Here is a 22,796-nt window from a genome sequence, read left to right on the forward strand (position 1 = left end):
AAACCAATGAATGTTCAGATGTTACGGGAACGATACACGAACTGTTCTGTCGAAAAAATATTTACTGTTATTTTCCTGTTTGGATTATTTCTCCGGACAATTCTACCGAATCTTAAGTTATTACATCATGACGAAGCTATTCATGCATGGTTTAGTTATGAACTTCTGACAAAAGGAGTATACCAATATGATCCCATGTACCATGGCCCATTTTTATACTATCTCATGGCCGGATTCTTTCGAATATTCGGAGATTCGGATCTCATTGCGCGATTTGTTCCGGCAATCTTTGGTACTCTCATAATCCTTCTGATATACGGAATTTATAAAACCGGTTGGTTATCAAGAAATCATTCTATCTGGGCAGCACTCTTTTTTGCATGCTCACCTGACATGGTGTATTTTTCCCGGTTTCTACGTCATGATATCTTTCAATTATTTTTCTCGATTTTGCTTTTGGTAGCAATTCTTGGATATATAGAATATAAAAAATCAGGATGGGCTTATCTTGCAGGAGTTGCAGCAGCATGTGGATTGTGCCTGAAAGAGGATATGCCAGTGGTAATTTTAGTTTTTGGATCCTTTTTTATTTCTCTGATTATTTTCAAAAAAATATCCCTCCCTATAACTTGGAAGCGGGATTTGATTGGTTCAATCATTATTGCCGCAGTTATTGGCTTTATCTTTTACACTTCATTCTTCCAGCATCCTCAGATGTTCTTTGAAGCACCGCTTAAAGCAATAGAACACTGGACTTCAATGCATGATCAATGTCGATTATGTGGACCTCCATACTGGTATTTGCTCATGTTTCTTCTGTATGAAATCCCTCTGCTTATTCTTGTATGGTATGCTATCTGGCAATGTGGATGGAAAGATAATGGTATCAATTATATTCGAAATACCCATACGGCAGAGGAATTGTCTAACGATGCTAAAATATCTCTATTCATTCTTCTCATGGTAATTTGGACCGCTAGCACCCTGGTCTTTTATGGATGGGTTGGGGAAAAAGTTCCCTGGCTTTTGATTCATCAATTATTTCCTGTCATTCTCCTTGCATCATACCGCATTGAAAAGAAAAAAATTATTGCAGGAATCATAACCGTGGCATTTCTGATAGGTATGACCGTTCATGTATGCTTTACCCCGACCGACATCAATGAGCCTATTGTACAGGTTCAGAATTCGGAAGATATGCGGGAAGTCATGAAAATTATTGATTCTGCAAAAAATGTGGTGGTTGCCTCAGATTCCTACTGGCCTCTACCCTGGTATTACCGGGGAGGAGAATGGGAGAAAATTTTATTTTATGGAAAAAAGGTTGATCCCATTGTCTGGATGGGAAAAAATCCAGATGTTATCATAACACACGATATTGATAGTTATGAATCATTACCTGATTTTGAAAAAAGAACCTATCATCTTAGCTATTGGTATTCCTGGTTTGATAATAAAGAAAGGATTCTACAGTGGTATTTTCTTCGGGATGGAAAAATGGGCACTGTTAACCTTGATGTGTTTACCCGTATTGACCAGGCTGGTATGTTAAAGGAATAATTGTAATTTTCATTTTTTGTTCCCCTCTTTTCGTCTCAACAAATGCCCGAGTGATTATAAGAAGAACAGTTACAGATACGAATAGATGAATTCTATTTGGTTTTTTATTCACACAGTTTATCAAGCCTAACATATGTTCGCAGAGTAAACTGGTTCTTTTCATATTCTTCTACTCCGAAAAGTATAACGTAACTCTGGGAAAAAAGAGTGGTTAGTGACGAAAAATTCGAATAAAAATATTAGAAGAGCTCATCATATTGATGAACTGTAGATTTTTTCCGTGGCTTGTCACGGGATCCGAAGCTGCCTCCGCCTCCTCCTCCCTTGCCTCCACCTTTTCCTCCACGATTCTTCATAACCCGGTAGAGAATAAAACCAACTATTGCGACAACAATAATTCCAACGATATATGGGATTATTCCGGAAATATCTGGTAGTTCAGGTCCTTTTGGAGCGGATTCAACTTCAGTCTGGAGTTCCTGGGTAGCTTCAAACACTTCGTTTGCTTTCTGGTATGCTTCTTCAGCTTTCTTTCGTGCGTCGGTATACTTACCAGCATCAAAAAGCTCTTTTGCATCACTTGCATCTTCAGCGGCGAATTCACGTTTGGTAATAATTGGAGCGAGACGTGGATCACTTCCCATCTCCTTTTCTGTCTTAAAGTAGTTTATCCATTCATCTGTTTTATCAATTGCCTCTTTTACTTCATTGATAGCTTTTTGGGAAACGCCCATGTCAAGCATGGAATATGCATCTTTGATGAAGGTGTTTGCGTTTTTTATGTAAACCTGAGCATTCGAATAGCTTGCACCAGCTGCAGAATTTAAGGAATTCAATGCTTCCTTTGCTTTTGCTTCAGCCTTGGAAACATCAATTCCATCAGCTTTATTCTGTGCGATATCCTTTTCCAGTTTTGAATAAGATTCCTTAACTGATGTGATGTCTCCTTTTAGCTCTCCAGGATTTGTGACAAAAGCCGTCACATTCTTGACGGTCTCCTTCACTCTTCCACCTGGTGTTGCAACATTGACAGAAACAACTTCGATTTGGCGCGAACTGTCCACTTTTGGGGCCATTCCTTTCAGGTTGACTTTGACACTCTCGTCAACATTTTCATACGAAAGTTCCCATCCTGAAAGGTCTAACTGCTTTTTACTAACAGCCGGGCGAGGATTTTCAACACCATCCAGAATGATAGAATAGGTCCATACAGGATTTTCAAGTTCTGTCTTAAGTGAAATACTTTCATCACTTGGGAAGGTTTCTCCGCCAACTGAGATGAAACTCATCTGCAAATCTGCAGTAACATTGGATTTGCCAGATTCAAGATCTCCTGAAGGCTTAATGTTAACATGTCCAACTTCAACACTGGCCATTGCCGGGATAGCAATGAAACAAAAAATGATACTTAGAAAGATGATTAGTGATCCGGTCTTCATAACTTCCTCACTCAAAGAGTGGTTCAATACTCTCATCCAGTTTCAGAACATTCTCTTCATCAATCCGTTCTGATGTAGCTTTCGTCTCTTTAGCTATTTCAAGCAGATTGGTCACCCGTGGGGCATCTGCAATGGATGCTAAAAGAACGATTGCTGCTACATACCTGCTCTGGGCTGGATAATCTCCACCACGCACCTCCACACCGGCAATGTTCTCCTCTACCCAGCTCTTTGCTTTTTCAATTCCTTTCCTGTCAAGATCGTCTGGTGGTCCGGCAACCAGAACCAGTGCACGGCTTGTGGTGGAATACTCACATGGGAGAGTCAGCCTCCCAAGCATTGCACGCCTGACCAGCGATAAAATCCGGGAGGTTTTATCCTCTCCCATCAGTTTTTCCTCCGGACGGCGTTCCTCTATCTGTTTTCTCCCGATAATGCGATCAAAAAATCCCCTATCTTTTTCCACTGGTCCGGAGTCAATGACTTCGCTGATGGCATATCCAACTGAACTTATACCCCCACCCCGGAGGGTATTGATAATCTCGCTGGAGTCTACAACCATTTCGCCAATACCTAGTTGTCCAACCTCTCCAGCACGGAACAATAATCCAAATCTACGGACGATCTCATCATTCAACCGGTCAAATGCACCCTTTATACTTTCTCCCTCATTCTTCCATGCACTATTATCGAAGAGGATTACGTTGTCTGCTTCCTTTACCAGGGTTGCTAGACTTCGTGCAGCATTATATGAGTATAAGCGTCCCTCTTCGGGAGCCGGAAGAATGCCAAGGACATAGACCGGCTCTTTGTATATCTTTTTAAGGTGACGGGCGAGAACGGGTGAACCACCTGATCCAGTTCCGCCACCAAGACCAGACACAATAATAAATGCCTCCGTTTCACCGATTCCTTTTCGGTCGATGGCATTCATAATGATGTCAATTTCGTCAAAGGTTATCTGGGCGCCGGTATCATTATCGGTACCAACGCCATGGCCTTTCACGCTCGTCTGACCAATCAGGACTCGGTCCTCAAAATCGAGGTGCTGAAGTCCCATCAGATCAGTTCTGGCTGTATTTACCGCAATAGCACGAAAACTGTTGCCATTGGTTCTATTGTCAAACTCAATGAACCGGTCAACAATTTTGCCACCAGCCTGACCAAATCCTATAAAAAACACTTTCATGGAGGTACACCAGTTGTATGAAATATCGGGATTCTTAATATTTGGTACATCTTTCCTTTATACATTCAAAAAGCTTCTTCAATGAGCAGGATGGGAATATCTAAGGGATTATAACAGAATATGCGGATTGCAATAATTGGAGGGGGCCTCAGCGGGCTTGTATCGGCATATAGGCTTTCCCCGGACCATGAAATTACTATTTACGAAAAGTCAGCCGAATTAGGTGGCTTGCTCTCTTCCTATCATCGAGGAACCTATTCTATAGAACGATATTATCATCATTTTTTCACCGGTGACGAGAGTTTTTTACACCTTTTGGATGAATTGCGTCTAACAGAGGATATTTTATGGCTGAAAGGATCAACGGGAACATACCTTAACGGGGTCATATATCCTCTTACAACTCCCATTGAAATCCTCAGGTATCCGTACCTGACCATTCCTGATAAAATTAAACTTGGGTTGTTTACGAAAAAAGTCAGAACATTTGATCTCTCTGAATTAGATGCCATCAGCGCAGAAAAATTTCTACATGAACAGGTTGGGGACAAAATTTACCAATCCTTTTTCAGACCACTCCTGAAATCTAAGTTTGGAATGAATGCAGAGAAGGTATCTGCAGCCTGGTTAGTGAGCAGGGTTGCAATCCGATCAGACAGAAGTCTTGCGGGAGAACGATTGGGATACCTGAATAAAGGATTTTCAAGGTTCATTAATACAATATCTGGACAGATCACCGAGCGGGGTGGTGAGATAAGAATATCTTCACCGGTTACTTCTCTCATACGGCAAGAGAAAACATGGTTTGTAAATGATGAGCCATACGAAGGCATAATTGCTACCATCGCACCAGGACTTCTTCGTGAAATTGGAGTTCCCATCTCTGATGTTCCTTACCAGGGGGCTGCCTGTCTGACCATGGGCCTGAAGCGAGCAGTTACCAATGGGATTTATTGGATAAATCTGTATGATAACGCACCCTATGGTGCCGTAATTGGTCATACTTGTTTTGCGCCATTTTCATGGTATGGGGAGCATATCATCTATCTTGCTTCGTATTTTACCGGAAATCCTGTTCCGGATTTAAAAGAGCAAATGATCCGGGATTTCTGTAAAAAATTTGGTGTACAAAAAAGTGACATATTATGGACCGAACTCTCACTTGATCCATTCGCAGGACCGCTCTATCTGGCTGGGTATAAGCCACGAATGGAAGAACTAACAGTTCCTGGTATGAGCCTTGCTGGTATGTTTTCAGCAGAGAATTATCCTGAACGAAGTATTGAAGGCTCTGTCCGGGCAGGAGAACGGGCAGCGAAGGAGATAATTTCCTTTTCGCAGCTGGAGGGACGTCCTCTTTGATTAATTTTGATTCGGTAACTGTTGTAATACCGGTATATAATGATGTTCAGGCACTCAAAGATGCGGTGCCAAAAGTAATCCCTATTCTTTCATCTCTCACTTCGCAGTATGAACTCATTATAGCAGAAGATGCCAGCACTGATGGATCAGCAGAATGTGCGGCTGATTATGCACGAAATAATCCGAATATAATTCACCTCCACCGGAATGAACGGCTTGGAAGAGGATCAGCGCTTACTCTGGCCGCATCCAAAGCACGAGGTGAGATTTTTTGTTACTTCGACGTTGATATGGCAACAGATATTTCACACCTTGAAGAACTTCTTAAACATATTAGAGAAGGATTTGATATCGCAACAGGGTCTCGGTTGTTGCCTGAATCCAGGATTATAAGGAGCACCGGCCGTGAAATAAAAAGCAGAGGATACAACTTTCTGGTTCGGCTCTTTCTTCGAAGCACTCTCTCTGATCATCAATGCGGATTTAAAGCTTTTAGTATCTCTTCTATCCGCATGCTCCTGAAAGAAACAACAGATACTCATTGGTTCTGGGATACAGAAATTCTTGTCCGTGCACAAAAGAAGGGACTAAAAATTGCCGAGATTCCTGTTGTGTGGACAGAAGGTCAGGGGACAACGGTCAGATCTGGTGATATTTGGAAGATGGGGCGGGCAATTCTCCGGCTCTGGTGGCAACTTTATGTATCGTAAATTCATCGCCATCTGTCTATCAGTTCTTCTGGCGGCAGCAATTCTGATCGTCATGGTAGTCCGTGTTTGGGATGACCTGGCTAATGCACTTGCCTATGTTCAGCCCCTCTTTCTCATTCCGGCATGTTTCATATGTCTTTTTGCCTGGGGTGTGCGGGGAAGTCGATATCAGGCGATACTAACACGGATGCAGGTCAGAATATCGTTCATCTTTGGTGTTGCCTGCATTTTCATATCACAGACAGTAAATCTCATCGTACCTGCCCGTCTCGGAGATTTAATACGGGTTGTCCTTCTCAAACATGATTACGATGCGACCATATCGCAGGGGCTTTCTTCTATCGTGGTAGAGAGGGTATTTGATATCATATCAGTTGCGATTCTGGGGCTATGTGCCGTGGTGTTTGTGTTGAATGTTCCACCATGGATTCGAATGCTGCTCATCATCCCCTTGGTTCTTGGAGGGATTTTCTTCCTTGTTCTTCTCATAACGGGGACAGTCCGTACAAAGAATAAATACGTACAATATATTCTGACCATGCTCGATGAGATGAGAAAAGCCTCTCTCACTCCCCGTTCTGCACTCATACTTGGTGCAACATCAATTCTTATCTGGATCCTTGACACTCTCATCTGTTATCTGGTTGCGGTCATGTTCAGGCAGGAGATCCCCTTTGAAGTTGTCTTGCTTGCAGTGGTGGCCGGAAATCTTGTCAAAGCTGTCCCACTCACTCCTGGAGGGGTTGGAACCTATGAATTTGCTCTTGCTGTAATCTTTGAGCTTGCAGGAACCGCTCCTGCGGTTTCAACCCTTATTGCAGTCATTGATCACCTGATAAAAAACGGAATAACTCTGATAGGAGGAGCTCTCTCAATCCTGTATTTAGGAGACTGGGTGATACCTGAACTCAGTGCCAGTATCAAAAAGCGATTACGAGATGAGTGATATCAAATGATAGAATCCAGTCAGATCGTTGCTGTAATATCCTGGGTACTTCTGCTAATTTTTTTTCATCTTGCGCTTTATCCCTGGATTAAGGATTATCTTCCTGAAATAGCGGTTCCAGTTTCATGGACTGGAGGATTTATCCTCACAACTCTTGCTACCTGGTATGCGGTACTGAGTGGCCTTCCTGCTGGTATAGGAATCATTCCGGTTCTTATCATCTGCATCTGTACCTGTTATTATAAGAAAACTGGATTTTATCGCCAAATTCCTTTGGAATGGAGATATTACCTCCTCTTTTCTCTCGTTTTTGGAGCAATGCTCATTGTCCGGGCGTATAATCCGGATATTAATGGGGCCGAAAAGTTCATGGATCATGGATTTCTTGCTTCAATCCTCCGGTCTCCTCTGGTCCCTCCACTCGATCCCTGGTTTGCAGGTGGTTTTTTGAATGTGTATTATTATCTGGGTCACTGGATGATAGCTACACCCGCCCTGATGGCAGGGATTCCTTCATATATTCTTTTCAATCTGGCGCTTCCGACTGTTGCTGCCCTTTCGGCGATAAATATTTACGGGGTTGGACACCTTGTATTAAAAAGAACACGGCTTCTCCCCGTTCTTGCCTTTTTTATAGTAAATCCCTATTTTATTTACCTGGCTTTGTCTGGAACACGCTCGTTTACTCTTCTTTGGGATAGCAGCAGAGTCATTGAGAACACAATAAATGAATATCCTCTCTTTTCATTTTTATTCGGCGATGTACACGCTCATGTTTTGGGAATATTACCACAGACATTTTTAGTCCTGATGGTGACTGCTGCACTTACCTATTGGACCAACAGTAACAAAAGCAGATTAACCATCCTGTTATTCACAGCACTTGGTCTGTCAATCGTGCCTGCAGTGAACAGTTGGGATGTTTTTATCTGGGCGCCGATGATTCTTGGAACCGGACTGTGGTTGATTTCAAAAGAATATCACATCTTCTATCATTTAACACATCCAAAAGCCATTATTTTGAGATTGCTGACTGTTATTAAAGAAAGAGATTTTTCTCAAGCACTAGATCCTTGCCCTGTTGCCTTCTTTTATCTGTTATTGGTTCCGGCAGCAAGTCTGATTCTCATCAGTCCACTCCTGTTTGGGATGCAATCCCCCGGTATTGAAGGGTTTGGTTTTGTGCATGCACCCTCAACTCTTCAACAATTTTTACTGGTCAATGGCTGGTTTTTCATCGGGTTTATTTTTTCACTCAGGACTCAAATGATGAAAGTTCCCTGGATTATTGTGGCAATAATCCCCTTTTTTTTGACCGGGTACATCTCTGCTGGTCTGGCAGGTCTGTTCCTGGTATTAGTTCTTCATCGCAGATCTGGTCCTGCTGATCTTCTTGCAGCTGGTGGTTTGGCCATTCTCCTCTTTTGTGAACTAATCTACTTGGTAGACAATATGGGAGAGGTATATTACCGGATGAACACGGTATTTAAACTCTATATTGGAGCATGGATTCTTTGTGGAACTGCAGCAGCTCTCATGGTGGGACGAGAGTGTGATATTTATTTTTCTGTTCACCCCGGATTAAAAAGCCGGATTCTTCAATATACTGTAGTTATCATGCTCATCCTCTGCTTGATCATACCTCCTGTTATTGTCTCCACTATCCATGGTTCTCATACTCCTACTCTGGACGGGATGGCATGGTTGAAAGGAACTCACCAGGGAGATGCTGAGGCAATTACCTTCCTGCGAACACTTCCTGGATCCCATATTCTTGTGGAAGCAACCGGAGATGATTACCAATATACCTCCCGGGTGTCTTCTTTTACAGGAGTTCCCACAATAATCGGATGGCAATTTCATGAATATATGTGGAGAGGTGACAATCCGAAAGGATGGTATGGTCAGCGGAGTAAAGATATACAGACCATCTATGAAGATCCTGATCAGACCATCAGGCTCATGAACCAATATAAAGCTGATCTGCTCTATGTCGGTCCGGTGGAACATGAGAAGTATGCAGTCTTACTTCCTCTGGAGGGTCTGCAGGAACTGTACAGGAACCGCGATGTTACCATCTATCATCACACACTTTCCTGAAATCTGTCTACTTTTGGGGCATTTCACCCAAAAAACAGGGCCTGGTTTACGAACCTTTAAACGCCCACAACCGTAACTTATATGGCACATTCGTCATCTGCTGATGAGTGATGACGGAGGGTCATGCCCCTCCTGAATGAGGTGAATTCATGGCAAACTACGTTACCTTTGAAGTCTCTGAAGAGATCCAGAATAAGGCTCTTGAAGCCGTCGAAGCCGCACGTGAAAGCGGAAAAATCAAAAAGGGCTCCAACGAAGCCACCAAGGCCATCGAGCGCGGCATCGCACAGTTGGTCCTTATTGGCGGAGATGTTGAACCTGCAGAGATCGTCATGCATCTTGGACCACTCTGCGATGAAAAGAAGATTCCGTACCTCTATATCAGCAAGCAGAATGATATCGGCGCTGCTTGCGGACTGGAAGTCGGCTCTGCTGCTGCAGCTATCGTAAAGTCCGGAAAAGCAAAAGAGACCATCGATGAAATTGCTGCACAGATAGCAGCTCTCAAAGCTGAGTGAATACCATGGACGGAACGCCCGCTGAAGTAATCGAGGTTATCGGGTCAACCGGTATGCATGGAGAAGCCATGCAGGTTAAAGCCCGTATCCTTGATGGCCCGAACAAGGGGCGGATTATCACCCGCAACACGGTAGGACCGATCCGTGAAGGTGATGTTCTGATGCTCCTTGAGACCGAACGTGAAGCAAAGAAACTTTCCCGGAGGTAAGAACTATGATTGATACGCATATCTGTTCTTTCTGCGGTCTGCAGATGGAGCCTGGAACCGGGAAGATGTATGTCAAGAAAGACGGACAGATTTTCTATTACTGCAGCACCAAGTGCCAGAAGAACCATAAGCTCGGACGTATCCCACGCCGTGTCAGATGGACCACCGCTGGCCGGAAAGCTCTTGGCAAGGTATAACAATGGAACGGACATTTCTGATGGTAAAGCCTGACGGAGTTCAGCGCGGACTTATCGGTGAAGTTATCACCCGGTTTGAACGCCGTGGATTCAAGATGGTTGCCTCACGATTTGAACGGCTTCCAGATGCACGGGTTATGGAACACTATGCAGAACACGTGCAGAAACCTTTCTTCCCAGGTCTGAAGGCATACATCACTTCAGGACCCTGTTTCCTGATGGTATGGGAAGGAAAAGATATCGTGAAGATAAGCAGGGACATGATCGGAGCAACAAACCCTGCCGGTGCAGCACCTGGCACGATTCGTGGAGACTTTGCCCTTGAGATAGGGATGAACGTCATCCATGGCTCTGACTCTGTAGAAACTGCAAATCGCGAGATTGCTATTCATTTCAAACCGGAAGAACTTGTTTCATATACCCGGATTGATGAACAGTACCTCTACGAATAAATTTTTTTGATTGGCTTTTACCATTTTTTCCGGTACCTGAGATTTATCCCGGATATTTCAATACAAAAGAGAAGAATAGTAGTACCCGACTGGTGACCTGGGATGACTGCACATAAACCGATGATCATGAAGATGAGAGTCTGTCTGCTTGTATTTCTTCTGATAGCCGGATTAATTGCAGCCGGGTGTACCGAATCCGACCGCATCAGGGATCAGGCACGTTCTGCCTTTGAAGATGGGCGATATGCTGAATCTGTATCTCTGTATGATCAGGCGATCAGGATCTCCGGAACCGACAGTGAACTCTACTATCTGAAGGGTCTGGCTCTTTTTGAACTTGTCAGATATAAAGATGCCATCGATGCTTTTACTGCTGCAATTAGGGTCAAAGCGGATTATCCTGCAGCATGGTATTGGAAAGGTCGTGCCAGTTACATGATGGGCGATTATGATGAGGCAGTCAGATCTTTTTACAAGGCCATTGAACTTGATGAAGCAAATACAGAATACTGGTATTATCGTGGTCTTGCTTTAAGTGGACGAGGCCAGTACGATCTTGCAGTTGCTCACTTTGATAAAATTCTCCTCATGGATCCGTCAATGGAAAAAGCCTGGAGTTCCCGGGGGTACGCTTTTGTCATGGAAAAGAATTATACAAATGCACTCGCTTCCTTTGAAAAGGCACTTACATTAAACTCAGCCAACGCAGAGAACTGGATAAACAAAGCGTCTGTTCTCCGGGTTCTCGGTCGAAATGATGAAGCGGAAGTCGCAATAAATCAGGCAAACCTGCTTTATAAAAAACAGGGAGAAGATATTGCACGTAAGATCCCAAAGACTCCCATCTCTGTTGTTCCCTGACCAGAGAGGAAGACATTTCTTATTTCTCTGATAATGAATAAAAAGAATTGTGTATTCTGGCACCTGGAATGATATCGTCATGAAGTTCGGTTCAACTGTTTTAATATCCCTGTCAGTATTGATGCTGATTCTCCTATGTGGATGTCTGGGATCAGAAGGATGGAGTGCGCAGGACTGGATTGAACAAGGGAACCGGTTCGCAAAAGACGGACTCTATATTGAAGCAGTTGATGCATACAGCAATTCCATTCGGCTTGATCCGGTAAATCCGAAAGTATGGACCTGGAGAGGTATTGCTCTTCAGCATCTGGAAAGGCAGCAGGAAGCCATGAATGACTTTGATGAAGCTATAAGGCTGAATCCGGATGAAAGTGGTGCCTGGCAGGGGAAAGCCTCTTCATACATTGAAGATGGCCAGTATAAACTGGCTATCAAAGCTGCAGAACGTTCATTGGAACTTGCCGGGCCAGATGACAAAAAAGAGAATTCATACCTGCTCCTCGGTTTTGCCTATAATCGTCTTGAGAATTACGAGGATGCACTACTTAAGTTTGATAAGGCTATTGAGATTGATCCTAAACGCATTGATCTATGGCAACATAAGGCATACACTCTGACAAAACTAGGCAGATTCATGGAAGTCCTCAAATGCTATGAGGTCATGACGGGAATTGATCCTGAAAACCCGGAGATATGGAATAAAAAAGGTGAGATTCACCTAGCACTTGGTCAGATAAATGAAGCAAATGAAGCTTTTACCTATGCGAAAAGCCTTATTGAAAGAAATTAATAAAAAAACTGTTTTTTATAGTCTGGATTCACCAAACAGGTTCAGAAGATCCTTTATATGTGCACCTGATTCCTGGAGAAGCGGTTCCTGTCCTGGGGTTAGCTCTGTTGCCTGAAGTTGACTAACGAGATCTTTGATCGCATGAAGATGAGTGATGACTTTTGTCCTGACATGGTCATGTTCTGCCGGAGGTGGAATATCCTTCTTTTTCCTGACTGATTCGCGAATTTTATAGGCAAGCTCAGTAAACTGTGCACGCGGATCACCCCCTTTCTGTATGTAATAATCTGCCCCAGCGTTAAGAGCTTCAATTACCACATCTTCACGACCTCGTCCGGTGAAGATGATAAAAGGAATATGATTCCCATTTTCACGGATCGCCCGTAAAAAGGCAAGTCCATTCATGACCGGCATTTCATAATCTGACACAACCGCATCAAAACTTTGCTCCTGAAGCATGGTAAGCCCTTCCTGGGCTGATAACACTGTGGTTACTGAAAACTCTCCATGACGCTCGAGAAAAGCACGGGCGATATCCAGTATTACCGGTTCATCATCAACAAGCAGGACAGATATCATAGACAGACACTTATTGCCGCTCATGGTCTTTAATCATGGCGATTGTTCTAAAAAAAAAGAACCCGAAGGTCAGGGTGAGATTTATGTATAGATGAAATGGAGCAATGCAAATGTTGCAAGGATAACAATAACCAGCACTGCACAAATAACATCGCCTGCTCCAAAGATAAGTTTATGAAGCGGAAGTTTTTTTCTTGCCCTATATCCTCGCATATCAAGAGTCAAACCCAGAACCTGTGTTTTTGCAAGAGAATTTGCCACCAATGGGATCATGATAGGTTTCATACTCCTGATCTTTCCTGATACTCCTGTCCCTGGATTATATCCTCTACATAATTGGGCTTCATGAATTCGTTTGGCCTCAAGCTGAAGGCTCGGGATGAACCGGAGAGCAATAAGCAGCATTAGTACGTAATCAACTGGCAGGCGGAATGCAAGCAGTCCGGTAACCAGGTCACTAGGTTTTGTGGCTATGACAAAAAGCTGGAATGCAGTTATCATCACGATAAACCGGAGCGATAAAATGACACCAAAAAGCAGTCCGCCAAGGGTTATCCCAAATCCTGCCACCGATGGTTCTGTTGAAGGAAGGATGGTAAAAAGCATATCGCCTTCTTGAACTGTCAGACTTGTCAGAAGGACGAGGAAAAATGACAACAGGATCAGAAACGGAACCTGGGAGATTACTTCCTTGATTAATCCGGAGAATAATGCCCCAAACACCAAAACAACGATGAGGAAACAGAGAAAGGGAATCTGTGAAGACATAACACAGAGACCAACAATCAGGATTACCAGCAGAAGTTTCGTCACCGGATTGAGATGATGAAGCGGACTGTTCCCAGGAATATACTGAAGAATTTCACTCATGCTGCCCGCCCCTTCAGGTTATGATAATCACCAATGATGTGACCGCTCTCCATCGCAATGATCCGGCTCGCATACTCTTCTGCTATCCTCATGTTATGAGTAACCATGATGATTGTGTGTCCTCTCTTTTGAAGAGTGAGCATAAGATCCATCATCCGGTCTGATTCTATCTCATCAAGGCCGGTAGTTGGTTCATCCAGAATTATGATTCCCGGTTTCATGGCAAGGATGCATGCAACAGCCAGGCGTTGTCGCTCGCCACGTGAGAGATGACGGGGATAGGTTGATTCAGAACCGGAGAGACCTACCATGTTCAGGACATCACTGATTACCTGGTCTGGATTAGCTGATCCAATGTTCTCTAGACCGAACATAATCTCATCCTTCACACTATCGGCAAAGAGCATGGTATCAGGATTCTGAAACACAAGCCCCGCTTCTTTAACCAACTCAATTACTGGTGCGGTTACCGCATTATGGCTCCGTACAAAAATTGTTCCACCATCAGGCCTAAGCAGACCATTCAAGTGTTTTACGAGTGTCGTCTTTCCTGATCCATTTTCACCCAGAATTGCAATAAACTCTCCTTCATAGAGAGTAACTGATACTCCACTGAGCGCTTCTATTTCACCGTACCGTTTCCTCAACGTGTCTATTTTCACGATCACTGGACGATCTGCCGGAGTGTATGGCACAAGGTCAGAATCAGTATAGAGGGCTTTCATCGAACCCTGCTGTTCAGGATAAATCTCATCAAATGTTCCCTCCCGACTGATGTGTCCTTCTTCCATGACAATCACCCGGTCAGCGACATTCCGATATCCTTCAAGAGAGTGATCAACGATAATGATAGTCTTACCAAGCTCTTTCAGCCCTTTTAGGATCTCAATAATCCGTGTTGTTGCATCAACATCTAATTCTGAAGTTGGTTCATCAAGGATGATAACTTCAGTATCCATTGCAAGGGCCGCAGCAATCGCTACACGTTGTTTCTGGCCACCAGATAAGGCATAAGGCGGTCTCTCACGAAGATGGGAGATCCCACACAAATCCATCACTTTTCTGACACGTTCTTCAATTTCCGTCTTTGAATCGATCCTTGTCTCAAGACCTGACGCCAACTCTTCCTCTACGCTTGTAAAAATGAGTTGGGAATCTGCATCATCAAAGACCATGCTGATATACCGGTTAAGTTCACCCACTCCGGTATATTCTGTGACTGGTTTGCCTTTCAGTGCAAGATAGCCGGTAACGTTTCCACCAAATTCATGCTGCAGTATTCCTGACAGAGCATAACACAAGGTCGTTTTACCAGCAGCCGTTGGACCGGTAACAAGGACTAGTTCTCCGGAATGAATAGAAAGAGTGATGTCCCGGAGGGCAGGTCGGATACCAACCGGGTATGTGTAGTTTAAGGATGTTGCAAGAATCATGATCGACGTGATAATGCTCGTGATGCAGGAACATACAGGAGTTGAGCGATTATTGTGTTGATAATTGCCGTCGGGAGAACAATCATGATCATCATGGCACTGAAGAATGCATACATGCTCTCATAGTTGAATGCCTTAAACAGCAGGCCAGGAGCTACCATTACGAGCAGCATAACAATGCAGATGAATGATATTCCACTTGCAAGGGTTGCTACGAGGGTAGCGGCGAATGGAGCTGCTGAGAACCTTGTTTTCAATGCCTGGAAGACCAGGAGACATGCAACAGCCCCGATAGGTTCACTGATAAGATTTCCTGGAGGAAATATTGAATGACTGATGAGGGCACTGATTATTCCGCCAATAAATCCTATCCCGAGTGCCTGGGAAAATTTAGGAACAACCAGCATGATGGCCAGACAATAAAATACAATAACAAAATTTGGTACTAAGAACGGTGGGAGCGGTGCATAGAGTGCAGCGAATCGTGCAATTGCACCCACTGCAAGTAAAATGCCGACAATGGCGATATCCTGTGATTTCATGTTTTTCTTTAATGATTGGTATTCAAATGAGCAATACAATACTGAATGGAATATTGAGTCATCGCCAGTATATGGGCGATCCTGGACATGCACCTCTGAGAAGGTGATGGACATGTTGTAACATCTATGTATGAAATTATACATTGGCCTATATGAAGATTGTCAGACCTGTAGTACCTGATCATGTCTTATGGCCATCCAAATCCCTGGTATTCCTCTCGGCGCACGATAACTGGAACAAAATCCCCCTTGAACCATACATACACCTGAACCGATGCGCCTTTTTTGAATTCCTGAATCCGGCGGTCATAGTTTTTTCTAATATGGCTGGTATTATTCTTGAGAAAGCGTTCCTCTGCAGTAGTATAGAAATCTATCATCTGCATAAGCCATGCGTTTTCATATTGTATTGTCTCCTCTGCCAGAGCATATGCTTCATCTTCAGATATAGGGTAGTGATAATCACCGTGTTCATTTAGTCCACTAATTTGTCTAAAAACAGGATTTTTTTTCCTATCTGGTTCACGATGCAGCATGTATGGATAAATTCGGCATATTGCAAACCGGTTTTCGTATATAGCGCACCTGTTGTTTTCAAGAAATACGCATGTTCCATCTTCTCTTACACGGAGAGCATATCCAGAGACGTAAAAATTACCCTCCCCATCAACAAGTTCAAATTCTGGTGCAGGAACTAGTACCTCTGGTTTTATTTTTTTAATTCTTGCTGCATCATCATCTAGTAAAAAGACATGTCCATTAAATTCTGTTGTACAACACCGCCCGCATAGTGTACAGGAGAACCCTACATCCTGGATAATATCAGCGAGATCCTGAGGACTCCATTTAGTCAACAGGGCAAGTTCTGTTGTCAGCCTCGTAATCTCATGTCTGATATAAGAGTTTGACATTTCGTTATACTCTGCCGTTAAGAGGCATAGTATTGACGAAGAGATCAATCATGACGACAACGCCTGCACTGTTGAAAATCTTTAAACCCTGTAATACACTAATGAGAGATAACATGCTTGAAGCCTTTGATCTGACCGGAAGAGTACCAAAAGGACAATATTCTTCAATCGTGGAGCCTCTTGAAGCGCGAACTGCCGAGTTGCAACGAGAAGTCCGAAAACGTGGGAAATCTGTCATCATTGTAATGGAGGGATGGAGAGGCTCAGGCATTACCAGAATCATAAATCTCCTTCAGCCTGTGCTTGATCCACGAGGGACCCGGGTTCATCCTATTGCTGAACCGAATGACATTGAGCGTGACCACGGGATGTTCTGGCGGTTCTGGGCGAGACTTCCCTCATATGGGCAAACTGCTATCTTTGATCGGAGTTGGTACACAGCAACAATCGTTGAGCGGTATAATAGTGACTCTATGAGGGAGATCCCGGCTTCCTGTATAGAAGATATCAATAATTTTGAAGCCCAGCTTATCAGTGATGGAAACCTCATTCTGAAGTTCTTTCTACATATAAGCAAGGAAGAACAGAAAAAGCGGTTAAATGATATAAAAGATAGTCCTTTTACCATGCAGGCCCGGTACTTGCGCAGAAAAGAAGGCATATACATGGTCAGCCGTGATTTTGAGATGATTGACCACATGCTCATGAAGACTGACATGCCTTCGTCACCCTGGACGATAATTGAAGCTGAATCGATGAAATACGGATATGTCAGAATTCTTCAGACTTTTAATTCCGCTGTCGAATGTTGGCTTGAAAAAGGTGAAGGTGGGCAGAAAGAACAAAACCAGACCTTTTTACTGAAAAGTGTTGAAGAATCTGAAGAATCATCACTTCTTCAAAAAGCCGATCTTACAAAAAGTTACACCAGAGCTGAATATAAACCAATTTTACAAGGAATTCAGGAATCACTCAGAGATCTTCAGGTGGAGGTTTATAAACAAAACATCCCTGTCGTAATAGTTTTTGAAGGATGGGATGCAGCTGGAAAAGGAGGGTGCATCATCCGGCTTGCTGAATCATTTAATCCCAGAGGCTACGTTGTTGAACCGATTGGTGTTCCAAATGACTGGGAAAAAATGCATCACTATCTTTGGAGGTTTTATACCCGGTTTCCAAGAAAAGGCCATATTACTATCTTTGACCGGAGCTGGTATGGCCGTGTTTTAGTAGAACGGGTTGAAGGATTCTGTTCTGAAGCTGAATGGCAGCGTGCATACCATGAAATCAATGTTATGGAAGATGAACTTATCCGTGATGGGACTGTGCTCATAAAATTCTGGCTTCACATTGACAAAGATGAGCAACTCAGACGCTTTAATGATCGTCAGAGTAATCTTGAAAAAAACTGGAAAATCACTGATGAGGATTGGAGAAATCGTGAGAAATGGGATCAGTACGAATCAGCAGTAAGCGCTATGATAAGACGGACAACAACCAGTCGTGCACCATGGACGGTAATTCCGGCAAATAGCAAATATTATGGACGTATAGCGGTCCTTGAAACTGTCGAATCTGCTCTGCAGAAAAAAATAAAAGAGATCAAATAAATTTTTAGAACGCAAAAATCTGCGTTTTCAGTTCTTCAAATCTATTTTTATGGTTTTCGTACTGATGTACGAATTCATGCAATTCAGGAATTTCAAGGTCTGTTTCAATTGTACCATCACGTTGGATGGGATAAATTCTCCCCAGAATTTCAATAAGACGCTGCTCAACCTGAATTCTTTTTATAAGTTCTGCATATTCATGAGCAGTAGTCGGATCTGCTCCATTTTTTAATGCATCATCCTTTTTCTGGTGGATCTCAGCATTTCTGTTTCCTACTCCCTCAATCGAACGTATTAAGTCAGGAAGACGAACCGGTTTTATCAGATAGTCATCAATAAGGTTCCCATATCGCAGGACATCTTTAATTGTGAGGCTTTTACCTGTCTGCATTATGATCGGGACCGATCGTGCCGGTTCATGTTCCTTGATATGGAGCAGAGTTTCCCACCCGTCCATGGGTTTCATCATAACATCCAAAATGATGATATCCGGAACGTCTTTGTGAATCAGGTCAATCGCTTCCTGTCCACTCAACGCTCCTCTGGCGTCAAAACCCTGTTGTTTCAAGGTTTCGACAAATGCCATCTTGAGCAGGGCCTCATCATCAACATACAGGACTTTTAATCTTGAACCAACCATTCTCACCCTTCCTGTGCATGGGGTAACCTCAACCAACCCCCGGCTAACACAGTATTTTCTGCCATTATGTTATCAGCTTTTTCTCATCAAGATCAGATATAACTGATTCCTGGTCACTAACCATCTCCTCATTCATGATGGCACGTGTTTCATCTTCTATGGATTTGACTACTTCCTGAATTCGTTCTGCTGTGGGAATGTCCCCAAGCAGGCTCTCATCCAGGCTGGTTTCAAATGCTTCTGTATCATCCATGGATTCAGTTGCACCAAGGTATTTCGCACCTTGTTTGATGAGACTGGAGATCTCGAACGGGAATATGATTTTCGTTGCCTGTCCGTTAGCCATGGTTTTCAGGGCATCAAAGGATAGAACAGTAATTGCCCGTTTATCCAGGGATCGAGATCCGAGTGCCAGAATACGGAGACCCTGTGATTCTCCTTGTGCCCGTAGAATCTGTGACAGACGCTCTCCTTCAGCCTTGAGGATTTTACTCTGACGTTCTCCTTCGGCTTCCAGGATCATACTCTTTTTCATACCTTCTGCTTTCAAGATCGCAGATCGCTTTTCTCCATCAGCACGTAGAATTGCAGCTCTGCGTTCACGTTCGGCAGCGGTCTGTTCGGTCATTGCCTGCTTGACAGTTCCAACCGGATCAACTTCCTTGATCTCAACACGTTCAACCTTCACACCCCACTGATCAGTTTCCCGGTCAAGAATGTCACGAAGTTTGGTGTTAATACTCTCACGGTTATAAAGAACTTCATCAAGCTCCATGTCACCGATGATACCTCGAAGGGTAGTCTGAGCAAGAGCGACTGTTGCCATCCGGTAATTTGCCACCTCGAAATAGGCTTTTTCCGGATCGATGACTCGAATGTAGACGATAGCGTCCACATTAGTTGGTGAGTTGTCTTTTGTGATTACTTCCTGGCTGGGGACATCCATCACCAATGTCCGCAGGTCGAGTTTGACCACCTGGGTAATGAGGGGGATAACCCATCGAAAACCAGGATTCATCCTTCCAATATATCGACCAAGCCTTATCTGCAGACCTTGTTCATATGGCTGTACAATGATAACGCCACGGGCAAAGATGATCAGGATAATAATTACCAGAAACAGAGTTACAAGAGTTTCAAATACTGCCATTTATTCCTCCTCTACAACAATATGCACACCCTGAGAGGCAATAACTTTTACTTTTGCCCCTTCCGGGATAGTACCTGCATATGATTTCGCACTAAATATCTGTCCTTCAATTGAGACTTTTCCAGACAGGGTTTGTTCATCAGCAGCAGTTAATACTCTGCCGGTTTTTCCAATCAACGAATCCATACTGATAGTAAGGGGTTTTTCATCTCCTGGTGTCAAGCGGCTATACAAGAATACGGTGACAATGGCTGCCAGAATTGCTATGGCAATACCTATGACAATACCATATGTGGAGCCAAATATGTCGATACCGAGTACCACGAGAACGCCGATTATGAGGAGTACCGTCCCAGGGACGAGGAGGAAAAACCCCGGAGAGAAGACTTCAAGAACAAAAAACAATGCACCGAATAAAATGATGATCCAGCCATATGAGAAATCTTCAAAAACCATAAGGTTATCTTGTCAGGCTGAACCAAAAAGATGTGTATATGTAATAACTTAGTTTTGTCAGGATCAGATGTTTTTCAGTACTGCTAGTTTATCCCCGCGACTAACTCCCAGTTCCTCGGCGATTGGATTACATTTTGCAGCGAGCAGATATGCGATCGGGGGAAGTCCTTGTTCTTCACGAAGACTTTCATAGTTCGCCATGCCTTTTGAGATGATTATACTGCAGTTTTCTAGCGCGATTCTGACTTCTTCTGGAAGTAGGTCAAACCTGATACCGAGTTCAACTCCTGCTCCGGTTGTAAGAATGGAATGAACCTGCGTATTAAGGCCAAGTCGTTTTGCATCTTCCAGGGTGGCATCGTTTAGTATTGGCCCATCCCGGACAACCAGGGTAACCGTACTTCCATGTGAAATAAGCCAGGAGATAAGAGCCTGATCAAAGACGATCTCTCCGCAGTTGTCTGTAAAATAAAGAACATTCGTGCACAACGGAAGAATCTTTTCAGTATCATCAATAGTGAGACCTTTAGAAAATTCACGATCGAAATATGAGACAAAGTCCGCACAAACCTCATGACCTTTGACTCCGTAATCAAACATATTGCCAATCACACTGGCAAGCACATAATCGCGAAATCCTGAAAGACGACCAGATATGGCATCAAGAATCTTACGTGACACTTCATCTGAATCCTGCTTGAGCGCATAAAAAGGATCCGAGCTACCCAGCTTACGATAAATAGATCGATGAAGTTCAGATGCAATCATCGGATGAGTTAGTGGTGTAGTATGCAAAAATCTGATCAACTCTTCTGCGTGGGAGTAGGTGTCACTGATCTTTTTTTTATCTGATTTTTTGTCTGATTCAACCAGTTCGATTTCAAGTTCTACCCTTGAAAGAAGGCAATCATAACAACGTGGGTCATGGTTCATTTCATTCCCCGAAAAAATGTAATGGGGCCATCGAGATTCGAACTCGAGTCAGAAGACCCCCAGTCTCCTAGGATGCCAGGCTACCCTATGGCCCCAATTCCATACTATTTTCTCAGCTGTTCCATATGTACTTACCCATTCTTACCTGACCGGAACAGGAACCTTTGAGAATATTCTATTGTGTGGCAGAGGGGGACGCATGATGAGAGGTAAACCAGAGAGAGAATCGAAACTTATATTCTCATATCCCAAAACAACAAACCATTAAATATATAGCTCTGTGACTATATCGTATTATCAGCAGGTAACGGGAGCGGGGTATGCTAAAAGAAAAGATTGCAGGGATAATAGAAAATATCAGGCTGATTGAAGGGGTCAAATTATGTGCACTCGTATCCCGTGATGGTATCATGCTTGGCCGGTACTCTGCCGGTGATTTTAACGAAGCATGGTTTGCAGCGATGTGTGCCACCCTTCTTGCTTCAGCTGAATCTGCAGCAGTTATTGTGAAGATTCAATCACCTGAAATGGTCACACTTCATTCTCCGGATGGCATTTTGATAATAATGGGGGCCGGAGAGAAGATTTTATTAGCTGCCCTGGTGGACCCAGCATGGGATCTGCAACAAATGACCGGGATGCTCAGGGAAATTGCGGAAGATGTGGGAGGGACGTTCTAATGTCAACAATAATGGTGATCGACGATAGTCCTTTTATTGTCGATATTTTTGTAACCATGCTTGAAAGAGGGGGATATACCGTTTATTCTGCAAATAGCGGCCCGGAAGGTATTGATTTATTAAAAACCGTAACTCCGGATCTCATTCTTCTGGATATCATGATGGAGCCCATGGACGGATGGGAAACCCTTGTTGCGATAAAACAGAATTTTGATACAAAGGATATTCCCGTGATGATGCTGACTGCAAAACAGCTGACTCCTCAGGAAGCTCAGGAGTACGGGATGTACATCGAGGATTACATCTTAAAGCCAGTCACCCATTCAGAGCTCTATGCAGCAATTGAAGGAGTCATCAACCGACGGAAACAGATCGCAGATGATATGGTTCGGGCAAAAGAAGGTGGATTTGATGATGCTCTTATCAATGAATATGGGCGGCTTGTAAAAAGTACAGAGATTACCAAGCGTCTGTTAAAGCTTCTTTCCACCACGTACGATCTCTCTGATCCTTCGATGAAATTCTCCGATGATATCAATATTGCAATAAAAAGTATGGAGACGAATATGAAATTCCAGGAGATGCGCCTGGGGCAGATCCGCGAGATCTTTTCGGGGTCATCCTGATCCTTGGTTCATTTCTTTTCTAAACCCCATTCC

Annotated in this window: 25 protein-coding genes and 1 tRNA gene; 14 read left to right on the forward strand and 12 right to left on the reverse strand. The window is 43.5% G+C overall.

Annotated features, from left to right (window positions below; genetic code table 11):
* Positions 1-6 precede the first annotated feature (6 nt).
* Complete coding sequence (locus KSK55_RS14335) at positions 7-1,560, forward strand: flippase activity-associated protein Agl23 (protein WP_218607400.1); 1,554 nt, start codon at positions 7-9, stop codon at positions 1,558-1,560.
* Positions 1,561-1,799: 239 nt separating this feature from the next.
* On the opposite strand, the gene KSK55_RS14340 is transcribed toward KSK55_RS14335, so the two are convergent.
* Entirely contained in the window at positions 1,800-2,999 is a 1,200-nt protein-coding gene (locus KSK55_RS14340) for a hypothetical protein (protein WP_218607401.1), read from the reverse strand.
* A 7-nt stretch (positions 3,000-3,006) separates the two neighbouring features.
* Positions 3,007-4,188 carry a tubulin/FtsZ family protein gene (locus tag KSK55_RS14345; protein WP_214420858.1) on the reverse strand — a complete coding sequence of 394 codons (1,182 nt, stop codon included), beginning with the start codon at positions 4,186-4,188 and terminating at the stop codon, positions 3,007-3,009.
* Positions 4,189-4,308: 120 nt separating this feature from the next.
* Here KSK55_RS14345 and KSK55_RS14350 point away from each other — a divergent pair, with 120 nt between their 5' ends.
* The 10 genes from KSK55_RS14350 (at position 4,309) to KSK55_RS14395 (ending at position 12,333) form a co-directional block, all read left to right on the forward strand.
* On the forward strand, positions 4,309-5,550 hold the full coding sequence (locus KSK55_RS14350) for an NAD(P)/FAD-dependent oxidoreductase (protein WP_218607402.1): 1,242 nt from the start codon (positions 4,309-4,311) through the stop codon (positions 5,548-5,550).
* Positions 5,550-6,260, forward strand: a complete 711-nt coding sequence (locus KSK55_RS14355; protein ID WP_372238753.1) for a dolichyl-phosphate beta-glucosyltransferase — start codon at positions 5,550-5,552, stop codon at positions 6,258-6,260. The genes KSK55_RS14350 and KSK55_RS14355 overlap by 1 nt, the downstream gene beginning before the upstream one ends.
* Complete coding sequence (locus tag KSK55_RS14360; protein ID WP_218607404.1) at positions 6,250-7,206, forward strand: lysylphosphatidylglycerol synthase transmembrane domain-containing protein; 957 nt, start codon at positions 6,250-6,252, stop codon at positions 7,204-7,206. The genes KSK55_RS14355 and KSK55_RS14360 overlap by 11 nt, the downstream gene beginning before the upstream one ends.
* Before the next feature lie 6 nt (positions 7,207-7,212).
* Positions 7,213-9,306 (forward strand): DUF2298 domain-containing protein, encoded by a 2,094-nt coding sequence (locus KSK55_RS14365; RefSeq protein WP_218607405.1) that lies wholly within the window; start codon positions 7,213-7,215, stop codon positions 9,304-9,306.
* Positions 9,307-9,455: 149 nt separating this feature from the next.
* Complete coding sequence (gene rpl7ae / locus KSK55_RS14370; protein WP_214420863.1) at positions 9,456-9,824, forward strand: 50S ribosomal protein L7Ae; 369 nt, start codon at positions 9,456-9,458, stop codon at positions 9,822-9,824.
* Between the two features lie 5 nt (positions 9,825-9,829).
* Positions 9,830-10,033 carry a 30S ribosomal protein S28e gene (locus tag KSK55_RS14375; RefSeq protein ID WP_011448598.1) on the forward strand — a complete coding sequence of 68 codons (204 nt, stop codon included), beginning with the start codon at positions 9,830-9,832 and terminating at the stop codon, positions 10,031-10,033.
* A gap of 5 nt (positions 10,034-10,038) precedes the next feature.
* A complete protein-coding gene (locus KSK55_RS14380; protein ID WP_011448599.1) occupies positions 10,039-10,230 on the forward strand; it encodes a 50S ribosomal protein L24e in 192 nt (63 codons plus the stop codon).
* 2 nt (positions 10,231-10,232) lie between these two features.
* On the forward strand, positions 10,233-10,682 hold the full coding sequence (ndk, locus tag KSK55_RS14385) for a nucleoside-diphosphate kinase (protein WP_218607406.1): 450 nt from the start codon (positions 10,233-10,235) through the stop codon (positions 10,680-10,682).
* 102 nt (positions 10,683-10,784) lie between these two features.
* Entirely contained in the window at positions 10,785-11,543 is a 759-nt protein-coding gene (locus KSK55_RS14390; protein WP_214420865.1) for a tetratricopeptide repeat protein, read from the forward strand.
* A gap of 79 nt (positions 11,544-11,622) precedes the next feature.
* The gene (locus KSK55_RS14395; RefSeq protein WP_218607407.1) at positions 11,623-12,333 is read left to right on the forward strand and encodes a tetratricopeptide repeat protein; all 711 of its coding nucleotides are present in this window, start codon (positions 11,623-11,625) and stop codon (positions 12,331-12,333) included.
* A 15-nt stretch (positions 12,334-12,348) separates the two neighbouring features.
* On the opposite strand, the gene KSK55_RS14400 is transcribed toward KSK55_RS14395, so the two are convergent.
* The 5 genes from KSK55_RS14400 to KSK55_RS14415 all read right to left on the reverse strand — a co-directional run bounded on the left by KSK55_RS14400 (position 12,349) and on the right by KSK55_RS14415 (position 16,668).
* Positions 12,349-12,936, reverse strand: a complete 588-nt coding sequence (locus KSK55_RS14400) for a response regulator (RefSeq protein WP_250545258.1) — start codon at positions 12,934-12,936, stop codon at positions 12,349-12,351.
* A 57-nt stretch (positions 12,937-12,993) separates the two neighbouring features.
* Positions 12,994-13,782 carry an energy-coupling factor transporter transmembrane component T family protein gene (locus KSK55_RS14405; RefSeq protein ID WP_218607408.1) on the reverse strand — a complete coding sequence of 263 codons (789 nt, stop codon included), beginning with the start codon at positions 13,780-13,782 and terminating at the stop codon, positions 12,994-12,996.
* Entirely contained in the window at positions 13,779-15,215 is a 1,437-nt protein-coding gene (locus KSK55_RS14410) for an ABC transporter ATP-binding protein (RefSeq protein WP_256664042.1), read from the reverse strand. Before KSK55_RS14410 ends, KSK55_RS14405 begins: the two co-directional genes overlap by 4 nt.
* Positions 15,212-15,871, reverse strand: a complete 660-nt coding sequence (locus KSK55_RS16565; protein WP_306127655.1) for a tryptophan transporter — start codon at positions 15,869-15,871, stop codon at positions 15,212-15,214. The genes KSK55_RS14410 and KSK55_RS16565 overlap by 4 nt, the downstream gene beginning before the upstream one ends.
* Before the next feature lie 74 nt (positions 15,872-15,945).
* Positions 15,946-16,668 carry a YkgJ family cysteine cluster protein gene (locus tag KSK55_RS14415; RefSeq protein ID WP_218607409.1) on the reverse strand — a complete coding sequence of 241 codons (723 nt, stop codon included), beginning with the start codon at positions 16,666-16,668 and terminating at the stop codon, positions 15,946-15,948.
* A 113-nt stretch (positions 16,669-16,781) separates the two neighbouring features.
* Between KSK55_RS14415 and pap the strand changes: the two genes are divergently transcribed.
* Entirely contained in the window at positions 16,782-18,278 is a 1,497-nt protein-coding gene (gene pap, locus KSK55_RS14420; protein ID WP_218607410.1) for a polyphosphate:AMP phosphotransferase, read from the forward strand.
* A 4-nt stretch (positions 18,279-18,282) separates the two neighbouring features.
* On the opposite strand, the gene KSK55_RS14425 is transcribed toward pap, so the two are convergent.
* The 5 genes from KSK55_RS14425 to KSK55_RS14445 all read right to left on the reverse strand — a co-directional run bounded on the left by KSK55_RS14425 (position 18,283) and on the right by KSK55_RS14445 (position 21,552).
* On the reverse strand, positions 18,283-18,918 hold the full coding sequence (locus KSK55_RS14425) for a response regulator (protein ID WP_214420870.1): 636 nt from the start codon (positions 18,916-18,918) through the stop codon (positions 18,283-18,285).
* 64 nt (positions 18,919-18,982) lie between these two features.
* On the reverse strand, positions 18,983-20,068 hold the full coding sequence (locus tag KSK55_RS14430; protein ID WP_218607411.1) for an SPFH domain-containing protein: 1,086 nt from the start codon (positions 20,066-20,068) through the stop codon (positions 18,983-18,985).
* A complete protein-coding gene (locus tag KSK55_RS14435) occupies positions 20,069-20,524 on the reverse strand; it encodes an NfeD family protein (protein ID WP_214420872.1) in 456 nt (151 codons plus the stop codon). It abuts the gene before it with no gap.
* Between the two features lie 63 nt (positions 20,525-20,587).
* Positions 20,588-21,457: a damage-control phosphatase ARMT1 family protein gene (locus KSK55_RS14440; RefSeq protein WP_218607412.1), complete on the reverse strand. Its 870-nt coding sequence runs from the start codon at positions 21,455-21,457 to the stop codon at positions 20,588-20,590.
* Positions 21,458-21,479: 22 nt separating this feature from the next.
* A tRNA-Pro gene (locus tag KSK55_RS14445) sits at positions 21,480-21,552 on the reverse strand.
* Between the two features lie 225 nt (positions 21,553-21,777).
* Between KSK55_RS14445 and KSK55_RS14450 the strand changes: the two genes are divergently transcribed.
* Together KSK55_RS14450 and KSK55_RS14455 are read left to right on the forward strand one after the other, a co-directional pair.
* Positions 21,778-22,137 carry a roadblock/LC7 domain-containing protein gene (locus KSK55_RS14450; RefSeq protein ID WP_214420874.1) on the forward strand — a complete coding sequence of 120 codons (360 nt, stop codon included), beginning with the start codon at positions 21,778-21,780 and terminating at the stop codon, positions 22,135-22,137.
* Positions 22,137-22,763: a response regulator gene (locus tag KSK55_RS14455; protein WP_214420875.1), complete on the forward strand. Its 627-nt coding sequence runs from the start codon at positions 22,137-22,139 to the stop codon at positions 22,761-22,763. Before KSK55_RS14450 ends, KSK55_RS14455 begins: the two co-directional genes overlap by 1 nt.
* Positions 22,764-22,796: the final 33 nt, after the last annotated feature.

The organism is Methanospirillum hungatei (assembly GCF_019263745.1).
GTDB classification, from domain to species: Archaea; Halobacteriota; Methanomicrobia; order Methanomicrobiales; family Methanospirillaceae; genus Methanospirillum; species Methanospirillum purgamenti.